The organism is Arsenicicoccus sp. oral taxon 190 (assembly GCF_001189535.1).
Taxonomy (GTDB): Bacteria; Actinomycetota; Actinomycetes; order Actinomycetales; family Dermatophilaceae; genus Arsenicicoccus.
Genome location: NZ_CP012070.1, coordinates 379,067 through 395,395, shown reverse-complemented (window position 1 = coordinate 395,395; position 16,329 = coordinate 379,067). Strand labels below are relative to the sequence as shown.

Annotated in this window: 18 protein-coding genes and 1 riboswitch; of the genes, 10 read left to right on the top strand and 8 right to left on the bottom strand. The window is 73.5% G+C overall.

Features of this window, described 5'->3' with window-relative positions; genetic code table 11:
* Positions 1–34: 34 nt before the first annotated feature.
* Together bioD and ADJ73_RS01855 are read right to left on the bottom strand one after the other, a co-directional pair.
* A complete protein-coding gene (gene bioD, locus ADJ73_RS01860; protein WP_216593659.1) occupies positions 35–736 on the bottom strand; it encodes a dethiobiotin synthase in 702 nt (233 codons plus the stop codon).
* Positions 733–1,833 (bottom strand): aminotransferase class III-fold pyridoxal phosphate-dependent enzyme, encoded by a 1,101-nt coding sequence (locus ADJ73_RS01855; protein WP_441293936.1) that lies wholly within the window; start codon positions 1,831–1,833, stop codon positions 733–735. Before ADJ73_RS01855 ends, bioD begins: the two co-directional genes overlap by 4 nt.
* A gap of 165 nt (positions 1,834–1,998) precedes the next feature.
* Between ADJ73_RS01855 and ADJ73_RS01850 the strand changes: the two genes are divergently transcribed.
* Positions 1,999–3,441, top strand: coding sequence for an amino acid permease (locus ADJ73_RS01850; RefSeq protein WP_082176669.1), 1,443 nt, complete (start codon positions 1,999–2,001; stop codon positions 3,439–3,441).
* A 34-nt stretch (positions 3,442–3,475) separates the two neighbouring features.
* Here ADJ73_RS01850 and tenA read toward each other — a convergent pair whose 3' ends face one another.
* The 4 genes from tenA to thiM form a co-directional block, all read right to left on the bottom strand.
* On the bottom strand, positions 3,476–4,123 hold the full coding sequence (gene tenA, locus ADJ73_RS01845; protein ID WP_050346852.1) for a thiaminase II: 648 nt from the start codon (positions 4,121–4,123) through the stop codon (positions 3,476–3,478).
* Positions 4,120–4,959 (bottom strand): bifunctional hydroxymethylpyrimidine kinase/phosphomethylpyrimidine kinase, encoded by an 840-nt coding sequence (gene thiD, locus ADJ73_RS01840; protein WP_050346851.1) that lies wholly within the window; start codon positions 4,957–4,959, stop codon positions 4,120–4,122. The genes tenA and thiD overlap by 4 nt, the downstream gene beginning before the upstream one ends.
* Entirely contained in the window at positions 4,956–5,687 is a 732-nt protein-coding gene (thiE, locus tag ADJ73_RS01835; protein WP_050346850.1) for a thiamine phosphate synthase, read from the bottom strand. The genes thiD and thiE overlap by 4 nt, the downstream gene beginning before the upstream one ends.
* Positions 5,684–6,499: a hydroxyethylthiazole kinase gene (gene thiM, locus ADJ73_RS01830; RefSeq protein ID WP_050346849.1), complete on the bottom strand. Its 816-nt coding sequence runs from the start codon at positions 6,497–6,499 to the stop codon at positions 5,684–5,686. Before thiM ends, thiE begins: the two co-directional genes overlap by 4 nt.
* A riboswitch (TPP riboswitch) is annotated at positions 6,489–6,591 on the bottom strand. Its footprint overlaps the gene before it by 11 nt.
* Positions 6,592–6,701: 110 nt before the next feature.
* Here thiM and ADJ73_RS01825 point away from each other — a divergent pair.
* The 3 genes from ADJ73_RS01825 (at position 6,702) to ADJ73_RS01815 (ending at position 9,626) form a co-directional block, all read left to right on the top strand.
* Positions 6,702–7,421 (top strand): LppX_LprAFG lipoprotein, encoded by a 720-nt coding sequence (locus ADJ73_RS01825; RefSeq protein ID WP_172669682.1) that lies wholly within the window; start codon positions 6,702–6,704, stop codon positions 7,419–7,421.
* Positions 7,411–9,111, top strand: coding sequence for an MFS transporter (locus tag ADJ73_RS01820; protein ID WP_253272638.1), 1,701 nt, complete (start codon positions 7,411–7,413; stop codon positions 9,109–9,111). Before ADJ73_RS01825 ends, ADJ73_RS01820 begins: the two co-directional genes overlap by 11 nt.
* A 104-nt stretch (positions 9,112–9,215) precedes the next feature.
* Positions 9,216–9,626, top strand: coding sequence for a hypothetical protein (locus ADJ73_RS01815; RefSeq protein ID WP_050346846.1), 411 nt, complete (start codon positions 9,216–9,218; stop codon positions 9,624–9,626).
* A 59-nt stretch (positions 9,627–9,685) separates the two neighbouring features.
* On the opposite strand, the gene ADJ73_RS01810 is transcribed toward ADJ73_RS01815, so the two are convergent.
* Entirely contained in the window at positions 9,686–10,477 is a 792-nt protein-coding gene (locus ADJ73_RS01810; protein WP_050346845.1) for an exodeoxyribonuclease III, read from the bottom strand.
* A 63-nt stretch (positions 10,478–10,540) separates the two neighbouring features.
* Between ADJ73_RS01810 and ADJ73_RS01805 the strand changes: the two genes are divergently transcribed.
* The 3 genes from ADJ73_RS01805 to ADJ73_RS16395 all read left to right on the top strand — a co-directional run bounded on the left by ADJ73_RS01805 (position 10,541) and on the right by ADJ73_RS16395 (position 12,896).
* A complete protein-coding gene (locus ADJ73_RS01805) occupies positions 10,541–11,317 on the top strand; it encodes an SDR family NAD(P)-dependent oxidoreductase (protein ID WP_050346844.1) in 777 nt (258 codons plus the stop codon).
* 39 nt (positions 11,318–11,356) lie between these two features.
* Positions 11,357–11,911 (top strand): orotate phosphoribosyltransferase, encoded by a 555-nt coding sequence (gene pyrE / locus ADJ73_RS01800; protein WP_050346843.1) that lies wholly within the window; start codon positions 11,357–11,359, stop codon positions 11,909–11,911.
* 127 nt (positions 11,912–12,038) lie between these two features.
* A complete protein-coding gene (locus ADJ73_RS16395; protein ID WP_253272637.1) occupies positions 12,039–12,896 on the top strand; it encodes a LemA family protein in 858 nt (285 codons plus the stop codon).
* Between the two features lie 84 nt (positions 12,897–12,980).
* Here the strand turns inward: ADJ73_RS16395 and ADJ73_RS01790 are convergent, their stop codons facing one another.
* A complete protein-coding gene (locus ADJ73_RS01790) occupies positions 12,981–13,646 on the bottom strand; it encodes a DedA family protein (protein WP_050346842.1) in 666 nt (221 codons plus the stop codon).
* 102 nt (positions 13,647–13,748) lie between these two features.
* On the opposite strand from ADJ73_RS01790, the gene ADJ73_RS01785 reads away from it, so the two are divergent.
* From ADJ73_RS01785 to ADJ73_RS01775, 3 genes are all read left to right on the top strand, one after another.
* Positions 13,749–14,480, top strand: coding sequence for a TrmH family RNA methyltransferase (locus tag ADJ73_RS01785; protein ID WP_050346841.1), 732 nt, complete (start codon positions 13,749–13,751; stop codon positions 14,478–14,480).
* Positions 14,481–14,737: 257 nt separating this feature from the next.
* A complete protein-coding gene (fbaA, locus tag ADJ73_RS01780; RefSeq protein WP_050346840.1) occupies positions 14,738–15,766 on the top strand; it encodes a class II fructose-bisphosphate aldolase in 1,029 nt (342 codons plus the stop codon).
* Positions 15,767–15,777: 11 nt separating this feature from the next.
* Positions 15,778–16,200: a DUF3151 domain-containing protein gene (locus tag ADJ73_RS01775; protein ID WP_050346839.1), complete on the top strand. Its 423-nt coding sequence runs from the start codon at positions 15,778–15,780 to the stop codon at positions 16,198–16,200.
* Positions 16,201–16,329 lie beyond the last annotated feature (129 nt).

The following is a 16,329-nucleotide window of genomic DNA, read 5'->3' as shown; positions in this document are numbered from 1 at the left end:
GTGAAGCCCGGCCCCTCCTGCGAGCCTGCGAGGGTCAGAGGATCGGGAGCCAGGCGCCCGCCCGGTCCTGGAAGGTCTGCGGATCCCACGACCCCGCCCCCTCCGGGACCTTCCCCAGGAGGGGAGCGCCCGTGACGGCGGGCAGGTCGTCCACGTTGAGGCGCTCGGCGAGGCCGGGGGACTCCGGCCACGACCCGATCACGAAACCGAGGCACTCCAGCCCCCGCAGCTGCAGCGCCTCGGCGGTCAGCGCGGAGTGGTTGAGCGTCCCGAGGCCGGCCGTGGCGACCACGATGACGCCGACCGTGAGGCCGAGCTCCTGCAGGCACAGCGCCAGGTCGGCCAGCGTGCCACCCGCCAGGTCGAGCCGGACCAGCAGCCCGCCCGCGCCCTCCACCAGCACGATGTCGACGTCGTCGCGCCGCGCGACCTGGGCGATCTGCGAGGCGAGGACCGGCACCGGGGGGAGCTCCCGGCCCGTATGCCGTGCCGCCGCGTCCGGGGACAGGGGATCGGGCAGCCGCACCAGCTCGACCGTCTCCACGCCGCCGGCCAGCCGGTCGACGACGGCCAGGTCGCCGTCCTCGCCCGGCTGGAGCCCGGTCTGGCACGGCTTGACGACGGCGACGCGCAGCCGCTGCTCCTGGAGCCCGACGGCGAGCGCCGCGGTGGCGATGGTCTTGCCGACCTCGGTGCCGGTGCCGGTGACGACGATGATGGGTGCGGGGGTGCTCACGGGTCCAGCCTCTCAGGGGTGGGCGACGGCGACGGCCTCGACCAGCGCGCCGGTGATGGTGGCCACGTCGTCGTCGGTGCAGGCGTAGGGCGGCATCGTGTAGACGAGGTCGCGGAAGGGCCGCACCCACACCCCTCGGTCGAGCGCGGCCCGGGTGACCTCGGCCACGCGCACCGGCTCGTCGTGCACAGCGTCGCCGCCAGTGTGAGGTAGCCGCCGGTCAGGGCCTTGCCCACGCACAGGATGTCGGGGACGACCCCGCACCGGTCGACGGCCCACAGCGTCCCGGTCCGCCCGAGGCCCGTCGCGATCTCGTCGGCCACCAGCAGCGCGCCGGAGCCGGCGGCGAGGGAGGCGAGCACGCGCACGGCATACGGGCTGTAGACGTGCATGCCGCCGGCGCCCTGCAGGACCGGCTCCACCACCACGGCCGCGATCTCGGCCGCGTGCTCGGCATAGAGCGCGCGCGTCTCGCGCTCCCAGGCCGCCATCGCCGGGTCGGACCCGTCCAGGTCGAGGCCCGCGGGCGGACGCGGGGCGAAGACCTGCTCCGGCAGCACCCCGGTGAAGAGCGTGTGCATCCCGCTCACGGGGTCGCACACGCTCATCGGAGCGACGGTGTCCCCGTGGTAGCCGCCGCGGATCGTGAACATCCGCCGTCGCGGGCGCCCGAGGGCCACGTGGTACTGCCAGGCCATCTTGAGGGCCACCTCCACCGCGACGGAGCCCGAGTCGGCGAGGAAGGCGTGCTGCAGCGGTGACTCGTCAGCCTGGCCGCTGGGAGCCAGGGCGACGAGCCGCCGCCCCAGGGTCACGGCCGGCTCGTGGGTGAGGCCGCCGAACATCACGTGGCTCATCGCGCCCAGCTGGTCGCGCACCGCCGCGTCCAGCTCCGGGACGGCATAACCATGCACCGCGCACCACCACGAGGACATCGCGTCGACCACCTCCCGTGGGCGGCCGTCGACCTCGAGCCGCAGCCGCACGCCGCGGGCGCTGCGCACGAGATAGGGGTCGGCCGCGGCCGGGAAGGTCGAGTAGGGGTGCCACAGGTGCCGTCGGTCCCACGCCAGCAACGACTCCTGAACACCGTTCATGAGGCCAGTATGCCGCCCGCCCCTCCCTGCCCTCGCCCCCCCGGAGGCCCCCACCGCCGCCGATAGCGGCACCCCGATGTCGGGGGGATGCGCTGGGGTGCATAGAATCCCAGGCGCACCGTCCCCACCACCCATCGGGGGCACCAATCTGACAGCGAGGTCAGCATGGCCACAGTCGATGCTCGTCCGCCCGGCGACCAGCCCAACCAGCCCACCACCGGGTCCGGCGAACAGCTCCAGCGCAACCTGTCCAACCGTCACGTCCAGCTCATCGCCATCGGCGGTGCCATCGGCACCGGCCTGTTCATGGGCTCCGGCAAGACCATCCACGCCGCCGGCCCCTCCATCCTCCTGGTCTACGTCACCGTGGGGGTGATGCTCTTCTTCGTCATGCGGGCGATGGGCGAACTGCTCCTGCACAACCTCGACTACAAGTCCTTCCAGGACTTCTCGGCCGACATGCTCGGGCCGTGGGCGGGGTTCATGTCCGGCTGGACCTACTGGCTGTGCTGGGTCGTCACCGGCATGGCGGAGATCATCGCGGTCGCGGGCTACTGGGACTTCTGGGTCCACGACAAGACGCTGTCGATCCTGCTGGCCGTGGCCATGCTGGCCTTCCTGCTCTTGCTCAACCTGCTGACCGTGCGGCTCTTCGGCGAGATGGAGTTCTGGTTCGCGATCATCAAGGTCGTCGCCATCATCGCGCTGATCCTCATGGGGCTGTTCATGCTCGTCACGGTGTTCCGCTCGCCGGACGGCACCAAGGCGTCCGTGACCTACCTGTGGGACCACGGCGGCTTCTTCCCCAAGGGCGTCAACGGCTTCTTCGAGGGCTTCCAGATCGCGGTCTTCGCGTTCGTCGGCATCGAGCTGGTCGGCACCACGGCCGCCGAGACCAAGGACCCCACCCGGACCCTGCCGAAGGCCATCAACTCGATCCCGATCCGCGTGATCATCTTCTACGTCTTCGCGCTCTTCGTGATCATGACGATCACGCCGTGGAGCTCGATCAACCCCGAGGTCTCGCCCTTCGTCAACCTCTTCAGCCTGGCCGGGCTCGCCGCGGCCGCGTCCGTGATGAACTTCGTCGTCCTGACGTCCGCCTCGTCGAGCTGCAACTCGGGGCTCTTCTCGACCTCCCGGATGCTCTACGGCCTGTCCCACAAGGGTATGGCGCCCGCCACCTTCGGCCAGCTCTCCCGGCGCCACGTCCCCCGCAACGGCCTCTTCGTGTCGGTGCTGCTCGTGGGCCTGTCCGTCATCCTGATGCTGAGCGACACGGTGATGGGCGCCTTCACCGTCGTCACCACCATCTCGGCGGTGCTGTTCATTTTCGTCTGGGGGATGATCCTGGTCAGCTACATCGTCTACCTGCGCCGCCACCCCGAGGCCCACGCGCGCTCCACCTACAAGATGCCGGGAGCGCACGTGATGCCCTGGGTGGTGCTGGCCTTCTTCGCCTTCGTGCTGTGGGTGCTGACGCAGTTCGAGGACACGCTGCAGGCCATGATGTGGACGCCGATCTGGTTCGTCCTGCTGGTGGCGAGCTGGTTCGTGGTCCGCCGCAGGGTCCGTCACGACGACTCCACCACCGAGGTGTCCGCCTGACGCGGTCAGACCCGCCCAGCCGGCCGGCGGTAGGTCAGACCGGCCAGGTCTCCTGCCGCCAGGCGGCGTCCCAGAACATCCACTCGTAGCGCGCCGCCGTCGCGTAGGCCTCGTGCATCCGCGCCACCACGTCGCCGTCGGCCCCGGCGGCGCACCGGTCCACGATGGCCTTCGCGCGCGACACCGAGGCGGCGAACTCCGCGTCGGAGTACATCCCGATCCAGTCGCCGTAGGCGTGCCCGTCGAGCGCCCCGGCCTGCCGCAGCAGGTGGTCACCCACGTCCTGGTAGATCCAGAAGCACGGGAGCACGCCGGCCGCGGCCACGGCATACGAGCCCTGGGTCGTGAGCGAGGCGAGGTAGGACGTGTAGGCCAGGCACGTGGGGGAGCGGCGCGCGGCCGCGAGGTCGGCGACGTGGGTGCCGTGCAGCTCCCGCTCGACGACGACGGTGGTGCGGGCGGACTCGGCCCAGAAGAGCATCTCGTCGGGGTCGGTGGCCTGGCTCGCGAGCGCGGCGAGGACCCGGCCGTAGTCCGCGAGGTAGAGCGCGTCCTGGGCCATGTAGTACGCGAAGCGTTCGCGCTCGAGGGTCCCGTCGGCCAGCCCCTGCACGAAGGGGAGCTCGTCGATCGCGGACCGGACGTCCGCGGTGTGGGTCCAGGCGTCGGCGGTGAAGGTCATGGCCTGCTCCAGGTCTCGTGGAAGTGGTGGACCGGCCCGTGCCCGTGGCCGACCTGCAGCTCGTCGGCGTGGCGCAGGGCCTCGGTGAGCCAGCGCTTGGCGTCCTGGACGGTCTCCGTCCAGGTCTCGCGCTGGGGGCGCAGGGCGGCGAGGGCGGAGGACAGGGTGCACCCGGTGCCGTGCGTGCTGCGGGTGTCGATGCGCTCGCTCCACCCGGCGACGGTCGTCTCGGCGTCGGCGTAGACGTCGGTGGCCCGGTCGGGCTCGTCGAGGTGACCGCCCTTGAGGTAGACGCGGCGGGCACCCTGCTCGACGAGGCGGCGGGCCTGCTCGAGCATCTCGCCGGGGGTGGTGGCCTGCGCCGTGCCCAGCAGCAGGGCGGCCTCGGGCAGGTTGGGCGTGACGATGCTGGCGAGGGGGACGAGCTCACGGACCGCGCCCACCGCGTCCTCGGTGAGCAGCCGGTCCCCGCTGGTGGCGACCATGACGGGGTCGAGGACGATCGGCAGCTCCTTTCGCTCCTCGGCGCGCAGCCGCTCGACGGCGGCCCTGACGGCGCCGGTCACCTCGGCGTCGGCGAGCATGCCGATCTTGACGGCGTCGGGGGTGATGTCGGCGAGCAGGGTGTCCAGCTGCTGCGTCACGAAGTCGGCGGGCACCGCGTGCACCCCCGTGACGCCCTGCGTGGACTGGGCGGTCAGGGCGGTGAGGACGCACATGCCGTAGGTGCCGAGCGCGCTGAACGTCTTGAGGTCGGCCTGGATCCCGGCGCCCCCGGAGGGGTCGCTCCCGGCGATGGACAGAGCCTTGGGGGGCGGGCCGGCTGCCGCGGTCATGGCGTCACCTCGTGAGTCGGGTCGGTCGGGTCCGTCAAGTCGGTCGGGTCTGTCAAGCCCTTCGAGTCCGTATGCCGCGCCGCCGCCTCCCGCCACCGGGCCAGCAGGGTGGCGGCCGCCTGGCGGGGGTCGGGCGCGGCGCAGATGGCGCTGACCACGGCGGCGCCGTCGACGCCGGTGCCGGGCAGCTCGTTGATGCGCGGCGCGGAGATGCCGCCGATCGCGACGGTGGGCCAGGGGCTCGCGGCGGCGAGGGCGGCGATGCCCTCGGGTCCGGCGGGCGTGGCGGCGTCGGGCTTGGTGGCCTGGTCCCACACGGGGCCGAGGCCGAGGTAGTCGAGCGTGCCGGCGGCCAGCTGCCGGGCCGCGTCGACGTGGGCGAGGGTCTGGCAGGACAGGCCGAGCAGCCGGTCCGGCCCGAGGATCTCGCGGGCCCGCTCCGGGGACAGGTCACCCTGGCCGACGTGGGCGCCGTCCGCCCCTGCCGCCTCGACGAGCTCCACGCGGTCGTTGAGGACGACCGGGACGCCGGTGCCGTGGAGTGCCTGCACCACCGACCGGGCGATCTGCAGGAAGTCGGCGTCCGACGCGTCCGGGTCCCGGACCTGCACCAGCGTGGCGCCCCCGGCGACCGCGTCCCGGGCGACCTGGGCGACCCGGTCCGGGCCGCCGGACAGGGCGGTGTCGGTCACGAGGTAGAGCGTGAGGTCGCAGCGCGGGCGACTCATGACAGCCGCACCCCGACGGCCAGCTCGGTGGGGGTGACCAGCGAGATCTCGTCGAGCAGGTGCACCGCGAAGCTGCCGGGCCCGCGGGAGCGCCCGACCGCGCGGTCGGCGGCCACGGTGAGCAGCGCGGTCGCGCCGGTCGCGGCGACGAGGGGGTCCTCGCAGACCGCGGCGAAGCCCGCCATCAGCGCCCCGAGCGCGCACCCCACCCCGGTGACCCGGGTGAGCAGCGGGTCGCCGTTGTGCACCCGCACCAGCCGGTCGCCGTTGGTGAGGTGGTCGACCGCGCCGCTGACGGCGACGACGGTGCGGCGCTGCGCGGCCAGCTCCCGCGCCCGGTCGAGGACCCGCTCGGGGGAGTCGGCGCTGTCGACGCCGCGACCGCCCACGCCGCCGAGCAGGCCCGCGATCTCCGAGCCGTTGCCGCGCACGATCGTCGGTGGGTGCAGGTCCATCAGCGAGACGGCGACCTCGGTGCGCCAGGGGAGCCCGCCGGCGGCGACCGGGTCGAGCACCCACGGGGTGCCGGCGTCGGCCGCGCCGGCGACGGCCTCGCGCATGGCTGCCGTCGTGTCGTCGTACGGCGTGCCGGTGTTGACCAGGAGCCCACCCGCCACCGTCGCGAAGAGCCGGGACTCGTGCGGGTTGTCGACCATCGCCGGGGCCGCGCCCGCCGCGAGCAGCAGGTTGGCGGTCCACTGGGCGACCACGATGTTGGTGATGCTCTGGACGAGCGGCGAGCCGTCCCGCAGCGCGGCCAGCGCGTCGGCGAGCTGCTCGGGGGTCACCGGGGGCGTGGGGGTGCGCGTCATGCGACGTCCCTTCGCTAGTGCGAGCTAGATCAGGTTCGACGGGTGTGATCTCAGCCTCGGCCGTGGTGGTCGTGGCACCCCGCGTCGTCCTTGCACCCTAGCCCACGGGGTGGTGGCCCGAGCGGGGTGGCTGCGGCTGCGGCGGTCGATGGCCTACGGTCGGTGGTGGACGAGGGGGAGCGACGACCAGGGGGAGCACCACATGACGGTCAGCACCGGGGCGCGGGGGCGCCCCACCAGGACGTCTGCCGCCGCGCTGCTCACCGCCGTGGCCGTCGTCACGGCCGGCGGCTGCTCCGGCGGGGAGGACCAGCGCCCCGAGCCGACCGCCGCCGACCGGCTCGCCGCCGCGAAGCGCCAGCTGGACACCTCCTCGTCGGTGCGGGTGGCGATCAGCAGCCCGGACTTCCCGAGCGGAGCGCAGGGGGTGAGCGCCGCGGAGGGCGTCGCGACCCACCAGCCCGCCTTCCAGGGGACGCTCACCGTGCGGGCCCGCGGCCTGTCCGGCACGGTCGACGTCGTCTCGGTCGACCGCAAGCTGCACCTGCGGCTGCCCTTCACGCCGCGATTCGTGCAGGCCGACCCGGCGCAGTACGGCGCCCCGGACCCCGCGCAGCTGCTGTCGCCGGACCGCGGGATCAGCTCGCTGCTGACGGCGACCCGATCGCCGCAGCTGGGGGCCAAGCAGCGCGACGGCACCGCGGTGCTGCAGACCGTGACCGGCACCATCCCGGGCGGCGCGGTGGCGGACGTGCTGGCGACCGGGGACCGGCAGGGCAGCTTCGCGGCGACCTACACCATCGCCGACGACGACCGGCTCCGGTCGGTGCAGCTCAAGGGCCCCTTCTTCGCCGGCTCCCAGTCCACCTACGACGTCCGGCTGGACGGGTATGGCGAACCGGTCACCGTCCGTGCGCCCTGACCCCCGCCGACGGCCGCACGCGCTGCTGACGGCCGCCGCGGTCGGTGTCCTGCTCGCTGCCGCCGACACCTATGTGGTCGTGCTGGCGCTGCCGGACATGATGACCGGCGTCGGCCTGGGCGTCGACGCGATGCAGCGGGCCACCCCGATCGTGAGCGGCTTCCTCCTCGGGTACGTCGCGACGCTGCCGCTGGTCGGCCGCCTCGCGGACCTCGTCGACCGCCGCCGGGTCCTGCAGGGCCTGCTCGCGGTCTTCCTCGTGGGGTCGGTGGTCACGGCCCTGGCCGTCGAGCTGCCGGTGCTCGTCGCGGGGCGGGTGCTGCAAGGGCTCGGCGGTGGCGGGCTGGTCCCGGCGACCCTGGCCCTGGTGGCCGGGGGCTGGCCCCCGGACCGTCGCGGGGTCCCGCTCGGCGTGGTGGGGGCCGTGCAGGAGCTCGGGTCGGTGCTCGGCCCGCTGCTGGGCGCCGCCGTCCTGGCGGTCGGCACGTGGCGGGACATCTTCTGGCTCAACGCGGTCGCGGCGGTCGGCCTGTGGCTCGTGGTGGGTGCGCTGGCGGGGCTGGGGCCGCGGGTCGGCATGCGGTCGCTGCCGCTGCTGCTCGGGCTGGTCGCGCTGGCCCTGGCCCTGTGGGCGCCGCCGGCCCTGGTGACCGACCTGACCTGGGGATGGGGCTACGTCCCCCTCGGTGGCCGCGCCCGGGTGCAGACCCCGCTCGGGGTCGCCGCGCTGCTGCTGCTGATCGTGTGGCTGCTGGTGTCCTGGCCGCGGTGGCGGTCGCTGCGGCGCGAGCTCGACCTGGTCGGCGCGGGTCTGGCCGCGACGGCCCTCGGCTGCCTCGTGCTGACCTTCGCGACCTCGGACCCGGCCGTGGAGGTGGTCGGCCGCACCGCCTGGTGGTGGGTGCCGCTCGGGCTCCTGGCGGCGATCGCGTATGCCGTCCGCCACCGCACCGCGGCGCGCCCGCTCGTGGCCCGGGGCGTGGTGCGGGGGACCGGCCTGCGCGCGCTGGTGGTGTCGTTGCTCGTGGGCGCGGCGCTGGCGGCCGTCGTGGTGGACGTGCCCGTGCTGGCCCGGCTGACGGTGGCGCAGAGCCAGGCGCAGGCGGCGTTCGTGCTGCTGAGGTTCCTCGTGGGGGTGCCCGTGGGCGCGCTCGCGGGCGGGGCCCTGCTGCGGCGGCTCGGGCCGGCGCCAGTGGCCACCGCCGGGGTGGCGCTGGCCGCGGTCGGTCTCGCCGACATGGCGCGGTGGGGCACGGGGTCCCTGGCGACGCCCTGGTCGACGGTGTCGCTGCTGGTCGTGGGCCTGGGGCTGGGCCTGGCCGTCGCCCCCGTCAACGCCGCCGCGCTCGACGCGGTCGAGGCTGCCGCCCACGGGATCACGAGCTCGCTGGTCGTGCTCGCGCGGATGATGGGGATGATCGCCGGCCTGGCGCTGCTCACCGCGGTGGGGCTGCGGCGCTTCTACGCGGCGACGGCCGCGCTGCCGGACCCGACCGACCCGCAGGCCCTCCTCGGGGCGGCGCTGCTGCAGGTGCAGACGGTCTTCTGGGGCGCCGCGGCGTGCTGCGCCGTGGCTGCGGTGGTGGCGCTGACGCTGGGAGGCCGACGGACACGGCCCGCTGCTGACGGCGCGGTGCCGCAGGGGACGCCGTCGACCACCCCGCGTGCGGCGGCGCGACCGGACGGGTGACGCGCTGTCCACAGGCAGGGCGGCCGCCGCGGCGATCCGCGCCCGGGGCCTGAGGCTGTGGACGACCCGGGACGGTCGCCGTCCCGTCGGCCCAGGATCGGGCCATGGACATCTACTCGATCATCGCCGACCGCCCGCTGACCGACCCCGAGCTCGTGCGGCAGGTGCTGCGCGACACGCTCCGGGGCCCGGACACCGAGCCCGACCTGGGCTTCATGCTGTGCGACCTCAACGGCCGGCTGGTGACGCCGCTGCTGCTCGCCGGGCTGGCGCCGCCCACCGACCCGGCGCAGGTCCGCTCCCTGCTCGACGCCACCATCGGCACGCTGTGCCGGCACGGGTCGGTCGCGAGCTATGTCGTCCGGCACGGTCCGGTGCACGCGACGGCGCCGGACCTGCAGTGGCAGGAGGCGGTGCAGCGCTACTGCGCCGGCACGGGGGTGCGGGACCTGGGCTTCTTCGTGGTGGGGACGCGCGGCGTCGACGCGCTGCCCCGGCTGGAGCTCGTCGCCTGACGCCCAGCGCCGCCGGTCGCCGGTCGCCAGCCGCCGGGGCGCCGGTGCGCCCGTGGAGATCAGTCGAGGTCGACGATCACCGGGGCGTGGTCGCTGGCGCCCTTGCCCTTGCGCTCCTCGCGGTCGATGAGGGCGCCCCCGACCCGGGACGCCAGCGCCGGCGAGGCGAGGCAGAAGTCGATGCGCATGCCCTGCTTCTTGGGGAACCGCAGCTGCGTGTAGTCCCAGTAGGTGAAGGTCCCCGGGCCCGGGGCGTGCGGGCGCACGACGTCGGTGAAGCCGGCCTCGACCACGGCCTGGAAGGCGGCGCGCTCGGGCGCGGACACGTGGGTCTTGCCCTCGAAGAAGCCCATGTCCCAGACGTCGTCGTCCTGCGGGGCGATGTTCCAGTCGCCCATCAGCGCGACCTGCGCCTGCGGGTCGGCGCCGAGCCACTGCGCGCCCTGGTCCCGGAGCCGGGCCAGCCAGTCCAGCTTGTAGGCGTAGTGCGTGTGGCCGAGCTCGCGGCCGTTGGGGACGTAGAGCGACCACACCCGCACGCCGTCGCAGGTCGCGCCGAGGGCCCGGGCCTCGGCGATCGCCTCGGGCTCGCCATACGTGGGCATCTGGTCGAAGCCGACCTGCACGTCGGTCAACCCGACCCGGGAGGCGACGGCCACGCCGTTCCACTGGTTGAGGCCGTGGTGGGCGACCTCGTAGCCCGCCTGCTCGAACGGCAGCATCGGGAACTGCGCGTCCGTGCACTTGGTCTCCTGCAGGGCGAGCACGTCGACGTCGTGCCGATCGAGGAAGGCGACCACGCGGTCGACGCGGCTGCGGATGCTGTTGACGTTCCACGTTGCGATGCGCACGTGCCCAACTCTAGGTGCCCGCCGGCACCCGCCGGTCTGGCGTGGGGCCCTACCGTGGGGCCCATGGCAACCGCACTCGTCACCGGAGCGTCCTCCGGCATCGGCCTGGCCTTCGCCCGCGAGCTCGCCCGCCGCGGGCACGACCTCGTCCTCGTCGCCCGCACCGAGGAGCGGCTGCGGGCGCTCGCCGCCGACCTGGGCGACCGGCACGGCACGCGCTGCGAGGTCCTCGTCGCCGACCTGGTGGACCGGGACGACCTGCACCGGGTCGCGGACCGCGTCAGCGACCCGCAGGCCCCCGTGGACCTCGTGGTCAACAACGCCGGGTACGGCCTGCGCACCGACTTCCTGCGCACCCCCGTCGAGCAGGAGGAGCACCACCTGCTGCTGCACACCCGGGCGGTCCTCGTGCTCTCCCAGGCCGCCGCGCTCGCGATGCGTGCCCGCGGATGCGGGGCGATCGTCAACGTCTCCTCGGTCGCGTCCTTCGTGTCGATGGGCACCTACTCGGCCGCCAAGGCCTGGTGCACCACCTTCACCGAGGGCCTGGCCGCAGAGCTCGCGGGCACCGGGGTGACGGCGACCGCGCTGTGCCCCGGCTTCACGCACACGGAGTTCCACGAGCGGGCCGCCATGAACATGTCGCACCTGCCGGAGGCCGCTTGGCTCGACGCGGACCGGCTCGTGCGGGACTGCCTGGACGACGTCGCGCGCGGTGCCGTGGTCTCCGTCCCCGGCCCGCTCTACAAGGGCCTGGTCGGGGTGGTGCAGCTCGCGCCGCGCGGCCTCGTCCGCCGCGTCAGCGCGCAGCTCGCCCACGGCCGCCGCACCCGCCGCTGACTGCTCCCGCCGCTGACCGGCCCGGCTAGGCTCGCTGCCATGAACCCCGCCGACGCCCGCGCCCGCCTGCTCGAGATCATCAAGGACAAGGCCGTCGTGCACGGTCGGGTCACCCTGTCCTCCGGCAAGGAGGCCGACTACTACGTCGACCTGCGCCGCATCACGCTCGACGGGGAGGCCGCCCCCCTCGTGGGGGTCGTGATGCGTGACCTCACCCGGGACCTCGCGTATGACGCCGTCGGCGGCCTCACGCTCGGCGCCGACCCGGTCGCCACGTCGATGCTGCACGCGTCCGCCGCCGCGGGGGAGCGCCTCGACGCGTTCGTGGTCCGCAAGGCCGGCAAGGCCCACGGCCTGCAGCAGCGGATCGAGGGCCCCTCGATCAGGGGCCGGCGGGTGCTGGTCGTCGAGGACACTACGACCACCGGCGGGTCCCCGCTCGACGCGGTCGCCGCCGCCCGGGAGGAGGGCGCCGAGGTGGTGGCTGTCGCCACCATCGCCGACCGGGCGACCGGCGCGGGGGAGCGCATCCAGGACGAGGCGGGGGTGCCCTACCTGCACGTCTACTCCCTCGAGGAGCTCGGGCTGGCCTGAGCGGCGCGGGAGCGGCAGCCCACCGGTCGGGAACCCCCACCGGCGGGCGGTTCGTCATACGACCAACGGCCGCAGCCGCCCGGCTAGGCTGGCCACGACCTCACGTCCCACCATGGAGGGAGCCGACGTGACACCCGTCCTCATCACGCTGATCGTCCTGCTCGTCATCATCGCCCTGATCGTCATGTGGCTCGTCGGCATGCACAACAGCCTCATCGGGCTGCGCAACCGCACGCAGGAGTCCTGGCGCCAGATCGACGTCGAGCTCAAGCGGCGGCACGACCTGATCCCCAACCTCGTCGAGACCGTCAAGGGCTTCGCCACGCACGAGCGCGGCACCCTCGACGACGTGATGAGCGCGCGCGCCGCAGCCGTCCGCAGCGGCTCCAACCCCGCCGAGACGGCGGCGGCCGAGCAGCAGCTCACCGGCGCGATCGGCCGGTTGATGGCGGTGGCCGAGGCCTACCCGCAGCTGCAGGCCAACAGCAACTTCCTCGCCCTGCAGCAGGAGCTGTCCTCGACCGAGGACCGCATCGCGTCCGGCCGCCGCTACTACAACGCCACGGTCCGCGAGCTCAACACCAAGGTCGAGTCCTTCCCGAGCAACATGATCGCCAAGCAGTTCGGCATCCACCAGGAGCAGTACTTCGAGGCGGAGGCGCAGGCCCGCAGCACCCCGCAGGTCAACTTCGACACCGGGTCGGCCCGCACCTACGAGACCGATCCCGAGCCCGCGCAGGGCGGCCCGGTCCGCGGCGGCGCCGCTCCGGCCCCGACCTCGGCCCCCGCCCCGGCCCCGCAGCCGGGTCAGGGTCAGCCGGGCACCGGCGAGGGCGCCCACGCCCCGGCCGGCGGTCTGCCGGCCGGCGCCGCGGACAACGCCCAGGGCGCCGGGCGTCAGGGCGACATGCCGGACACCAACCCGCACCAGGAGGGTGGCGCGCTGAGCTGGCCCTCGAGCCAGCCCGACCGGCCGCAGCAGTAGGACCGCACCTCCCGCAGCACCGAGCGAGGGCCGGCCCAGGAGATCCTGGGCCGGCCCTCGCGCCGTGCTCGGCGGGCGCCGGGGTCAGCGCTCGGCGCGGGTCAAGCCGGCGCCGGCGGTGGGGTCGCTGGTGGGGCGCGCCTTGCGCCGCCTGTGCATCCACCACTCGAAGAACATGGGCAGCACCGAGATCAGCACGATGAGCAGGATCGCCGCCTCGAGGTGGTCGTGGACCAGCGCGATCCCCCCGAGCAGGTAGCCCGCGAGCGTGACGCTGCAGGCCCACAGCACCGCTCCGACCGCGGACCACGTGAAGAAGCGACGGCGGTCCATCTTGCCGACGCCCGCGACCACGGTGATGAAGGTCCGCACGATCGGGACGAACCGGCCGATGACCAGCGCCTTGTTGCCGTACTTGTCGAAGAAGTCGATGGTCTGGTCGAAGTACTTGCGCTTGAGGATGCGCCCGTCGCGGTTGTAGAGGGGGGTGCCGATGGCCCGGCCGATCTCGTAGCCCACGACGTTGCCCGCGAAGGCCGCCACCGACAGCAGCGCGAGCGCCACGCCGAGGTTGATGCCGACGTCGCCGCGCTTGATGAACATGCCGATGGCGAAGAGCAGCGAGTCGCCCGGCAGGATCGGGAAGAGCAGGCCGCACTCGATGAAGACGATCGCCATCGAGATCCAGAAGAACGCGTTGCCGTAGTGGTCCAGGAGGTACTGCGGGTCCATCCACTGCAGGGAGGACATCACGTGGGGGAGGGTCACGCCGATCAGGGTACGGCGGCTTGCTGTACGTCCGCTGTCGGTCGCCACAACCTGCGCGCGTCACCCGCTCACCCGCAGGCCCGTATGCCGGGTAGCCTGCCGCTCGTGGCGGCAGCGGCGGACGGCAGGGGTGAGGTGGGCGTCGGACCCTGGCCGGGGCCGTGGCCCACGACGGCGGACGGCAGCCCGGACCCGCGCTACGACCCCGAGCTGCTGCGCGCGGGGGACCGCCGCAACGTCGAGGACCGGTTCCGCTACCTCACCCTGGAGGCGATCGTCGCCGAGCTCGACCGGTCCCGCCACGCGCTGCACGTCGCGGTCGAGAACTGGGAGCACGACTTCAACATCGGGTCGGTGATCCGCACCGCCAACGCCTTCAACGTCGCGGCCTTCCACATCGTCGGCAGGCGCCGCTGGAACCGCCGCGGCGCGATGGTCACCGACCGCTACCAGCACGAGATCCACCACCCCGACGTCGTCGACCTGGTGCGCTGGTGCCACGCGGGAGGCGGCGGTGTGGGGGAGCGGTCGAGCGCCATACCGCTCGTGGCCGTCGACAACGTGCCGGGGTCGCAGCCGCTGGAGGAGGTCGGGCTGCCCCGGCGGTGCGTGCTGGCCTTCGGCCAGGAGGGGCCCGGGCTGAGCCCAGAGCTGCTCGCGGCCGCCGACCAGGTCGTGCACATCACGCAGTTCGGCTCGACCCGCTCGCTCAACGCCGGCGCCGCCGCCGCGATCGCGATGCACGCGTGGGTGCGTCAGCACGTCTTCGGGCCGGGCTCCGGGGAGAGGGGCGGGCGAGGCGCCGGGCAGGCCTAGGCAGCGGGTAGGTATGACTACTCAGGCGGGTCGGTCGCCCGCGCCCCTAGCCTGGCAGTGCGCGATGCACTTTGAGGGGGAGGTGCATCGCGCACCTCTGTGTCGGGGGCGGGCCGCCAGGGTGCGGACAACGCTTCCAGCAGGTGGACGGGCCACCCTGCGGGTCGTCGTTTTGCGGACCAGGGTGCCAGGATGGGGAGCAGCGCTGCGGCGAGACTCCGCGGCCCGGAGACGACCGATCGAAGGAGAACTCCCTCATGCCCATCGCAACCCCCGAGGTCTACCGCGACATGCTGGACCGCGCGAAGGCAGGGGCCTTCGCCTACCCCGCCATCAACGTCACCTCCTCCCAGACCGCGACCGCTGCCATCCGAGGGTTCGCCGAGGCGGGCAGCGACGGCATCATCCAGGTCTCGACCGGCGGTGCGGAGTACCTCTCCGGCGCGACGATCAAGGACATGGTGACCGGGTCCCTGGCGCTCGCGGCCTACGCCACCGAGGTCGCCAAGAACTACGACGTCAACATCGCGCTGCACACCGACCACTGCCCGGAGAACAAGCTGGACGGCTTCGTCCGCCCGCTGCTCAAGGCGTCGGAGGCCAACTACGAGAAGCACGGCGTCCCGATCTTCCAGTCCCACATGTGGGACGGCTCTGCGGTGCCGCTGGACCACAACCTCGAGATCGCCCAGGAGCTGCTGGCGATCTGCCACAAGCTCGACGTCATCCTCGAGGTCGAGATCGGCGTCGTCGGCGGCGAGGAGGACGGCGTCGCCAACGAGATCAACGAGCAGCTCTACACCACCCCCGAGGACGCGCTGAAGACCGTCGAGGCGCTAGGCCTCGGCGAGAAGGGCCGCTACATGGCCGCCCTGACCTTCGGCAACGTGCACGGCGTCTACAAGCCCGGCAACGTCAAGCTGCGCCCCGAGATCCTCAAGGAGTGCCAGGACGCGGTCGTCGCCAAGTACGGCTCCGACAAGGGCGACAAGCCGCTGGACCTGGTCTTCCACGGCGGCTCCGGCTCGCTGCCGCAGGAGATCTCCGACGCCGTCGACTTCGGCGTCGTGAAGATGAACGTCGACACCGACACGCAGTACGCCTTCACCCGCCCCGTCGCGGACTGGATGCTGAAGAACTACGACGGCGTCCTGAAGGTCGACGGCGAGGTCGGCAACAAGAAGCAGTACGACCCGCGCGCGTGGGGCAAGGAGGCCGAGGCGGCCATGGCCCGCCGTGTCGTCGAGGCCTGCGAGAACCTCCGCTCCGCCGGCACCCACAAGTGAGCTGAGGTCCGATGACCGAGCGCCCCAACCTGCTGGGGCCCGAGCCGACGCGGCTGCCGGAGGACCCGGCAGCCGCGTCGCTCGCGACGGGCCAGGACCCCATGGCCGTCGCCGCGGCCCATCCCACCTCGTCGCTGGTGTGGGCGACGTTGGCCGAGCACGCCCTGGCCGGCGGTCGCCCGGTCGAGGCCTACGCGTACGCCCGCACCGGATACCACCGGGGTCTGGACTCGCTGCGTCGCGCCGGCTGGCGGGGCCAGGGCGAGGTGCCCTGGGAGCACGAGCCCAACCGAGGCTTCCTGTGCGCCGTGGCGGCGCTGGCGTATGCCGCCGACGCGATCGGCGAGGAGGACGAGCGCGACCGCTGCGCCCAGCTGCTGCGCGACTCGTCGCTGGAGGCGGCCCGTCAGATGGGTCTGGCGCCGCGCGGCTGAGGTTCCGCGTCGCTGACGCGCTGCGTCGGCGACGCTGCGCCACGCCGACCGGGCCCGGACATGGGTGGTGCCGGGGCATCCCCTGCCCCGGCACCCGTTCCCCCTGTGAGGCCTGCGCCGCCATCAAGC

Bases quoted from the DNA above. Each gene is read 5' to 3' on its own strand.
- ADJ73_RS01855 (WP_441293936.1), bottom strand. From the start codon at position 1,833: ATGAACGGTGTTCAGGAGTCGTTGCTGGCGTGGGACCGACGGCACCTG.
- thiE (WP_050346850.1), bottom strand. From the start codon at position 5,687: ATGAGTCGCCCGCGCTGCGACCTCACGCTCTACCTCGTGACCGACACC.
- ADJ73_RS01825 (WP_172669682.1), top strand. From the start codon at position 6,702: ATGACGGTCAGCACCGGGGCGCGGGGGCGCCCCACCAGGACGTCTGCC.
- ADJ73_RS01850 (WP_082176669.1), top strand. From the start codon at position 1,999: ATGGCCACAGTCGATGCTCGTCCGCCCGGCGACCAGCCCAACCAGCCC.
- tenA (WP_050346852.1), bottom strand. From the start codon at position 4,123: ATGACCTTCACCGCCGACGCCTGGACCCACACCGCGGACGTCCGGTCC.
- ADJ73_RS01805 (WP_050346844.1), top strand. From the start codon at position 10,541: ATGGCAACCGCACTCGTCACCGGAGCGTCCTCCGGCATCGGCCTGGCC.
- ADJ73_RS01815 (WP_050346846.1), top strand. From the start codon at position 9,216: ATGGACATCTACTCGATCATCGCCGACCGCCCGCTGACCGACCCCGAG.
- thiD (WP_050346851.1), bottom strand. From the start codon at position 4,959: ATGACCGCGGCAGCCGGCCCGCCCCCCAAGGCTCTGTCCATCGCCGGG.
- fbaA (WP_050346840.1), top strand. From the start codon at position 14,738: ATGCCCATCGCAACCCCCGAGGTCTACCGCGACATGCTGGACCGCGCG.
- ADJ73_RS01785 (WP_050346841.1), top strand. From the start codon at position 13,749: ATGCCGGGTAGCCTGCCGCTCGTGGCGGCAGCGGCGGACGGCAGGGGT.
- thiM (WP_050346849.1), bottom strand. From the start codon at position 6,499: ATGACGCGCACCCCCACGCCCCCGGTGACCCCCGAGCAGCTCGCCGAC.
- ADJ73_RS01790 (WP_050346842.1), bottom strand. From the start codon at position 13,646: ATGTCCTCCCTGCAGTGGATGGACCCGCAGTACCTCCTGGACCACTAC.
- pyrE (WP_050346843.1), top strand. From the start codon at position 11,357: ATGAACCCCGCCGACGCCCGCGCCCGCCTGCTCGAGATCATCAAGGAC.
- ADJ73_RS01775 (WP_050346839.1), top strand. From the start codon at position 15,778: ATGACCGAGCGCCCCAACCTGCTGGGGCCCGAGCCGACGCGGCTGCCG.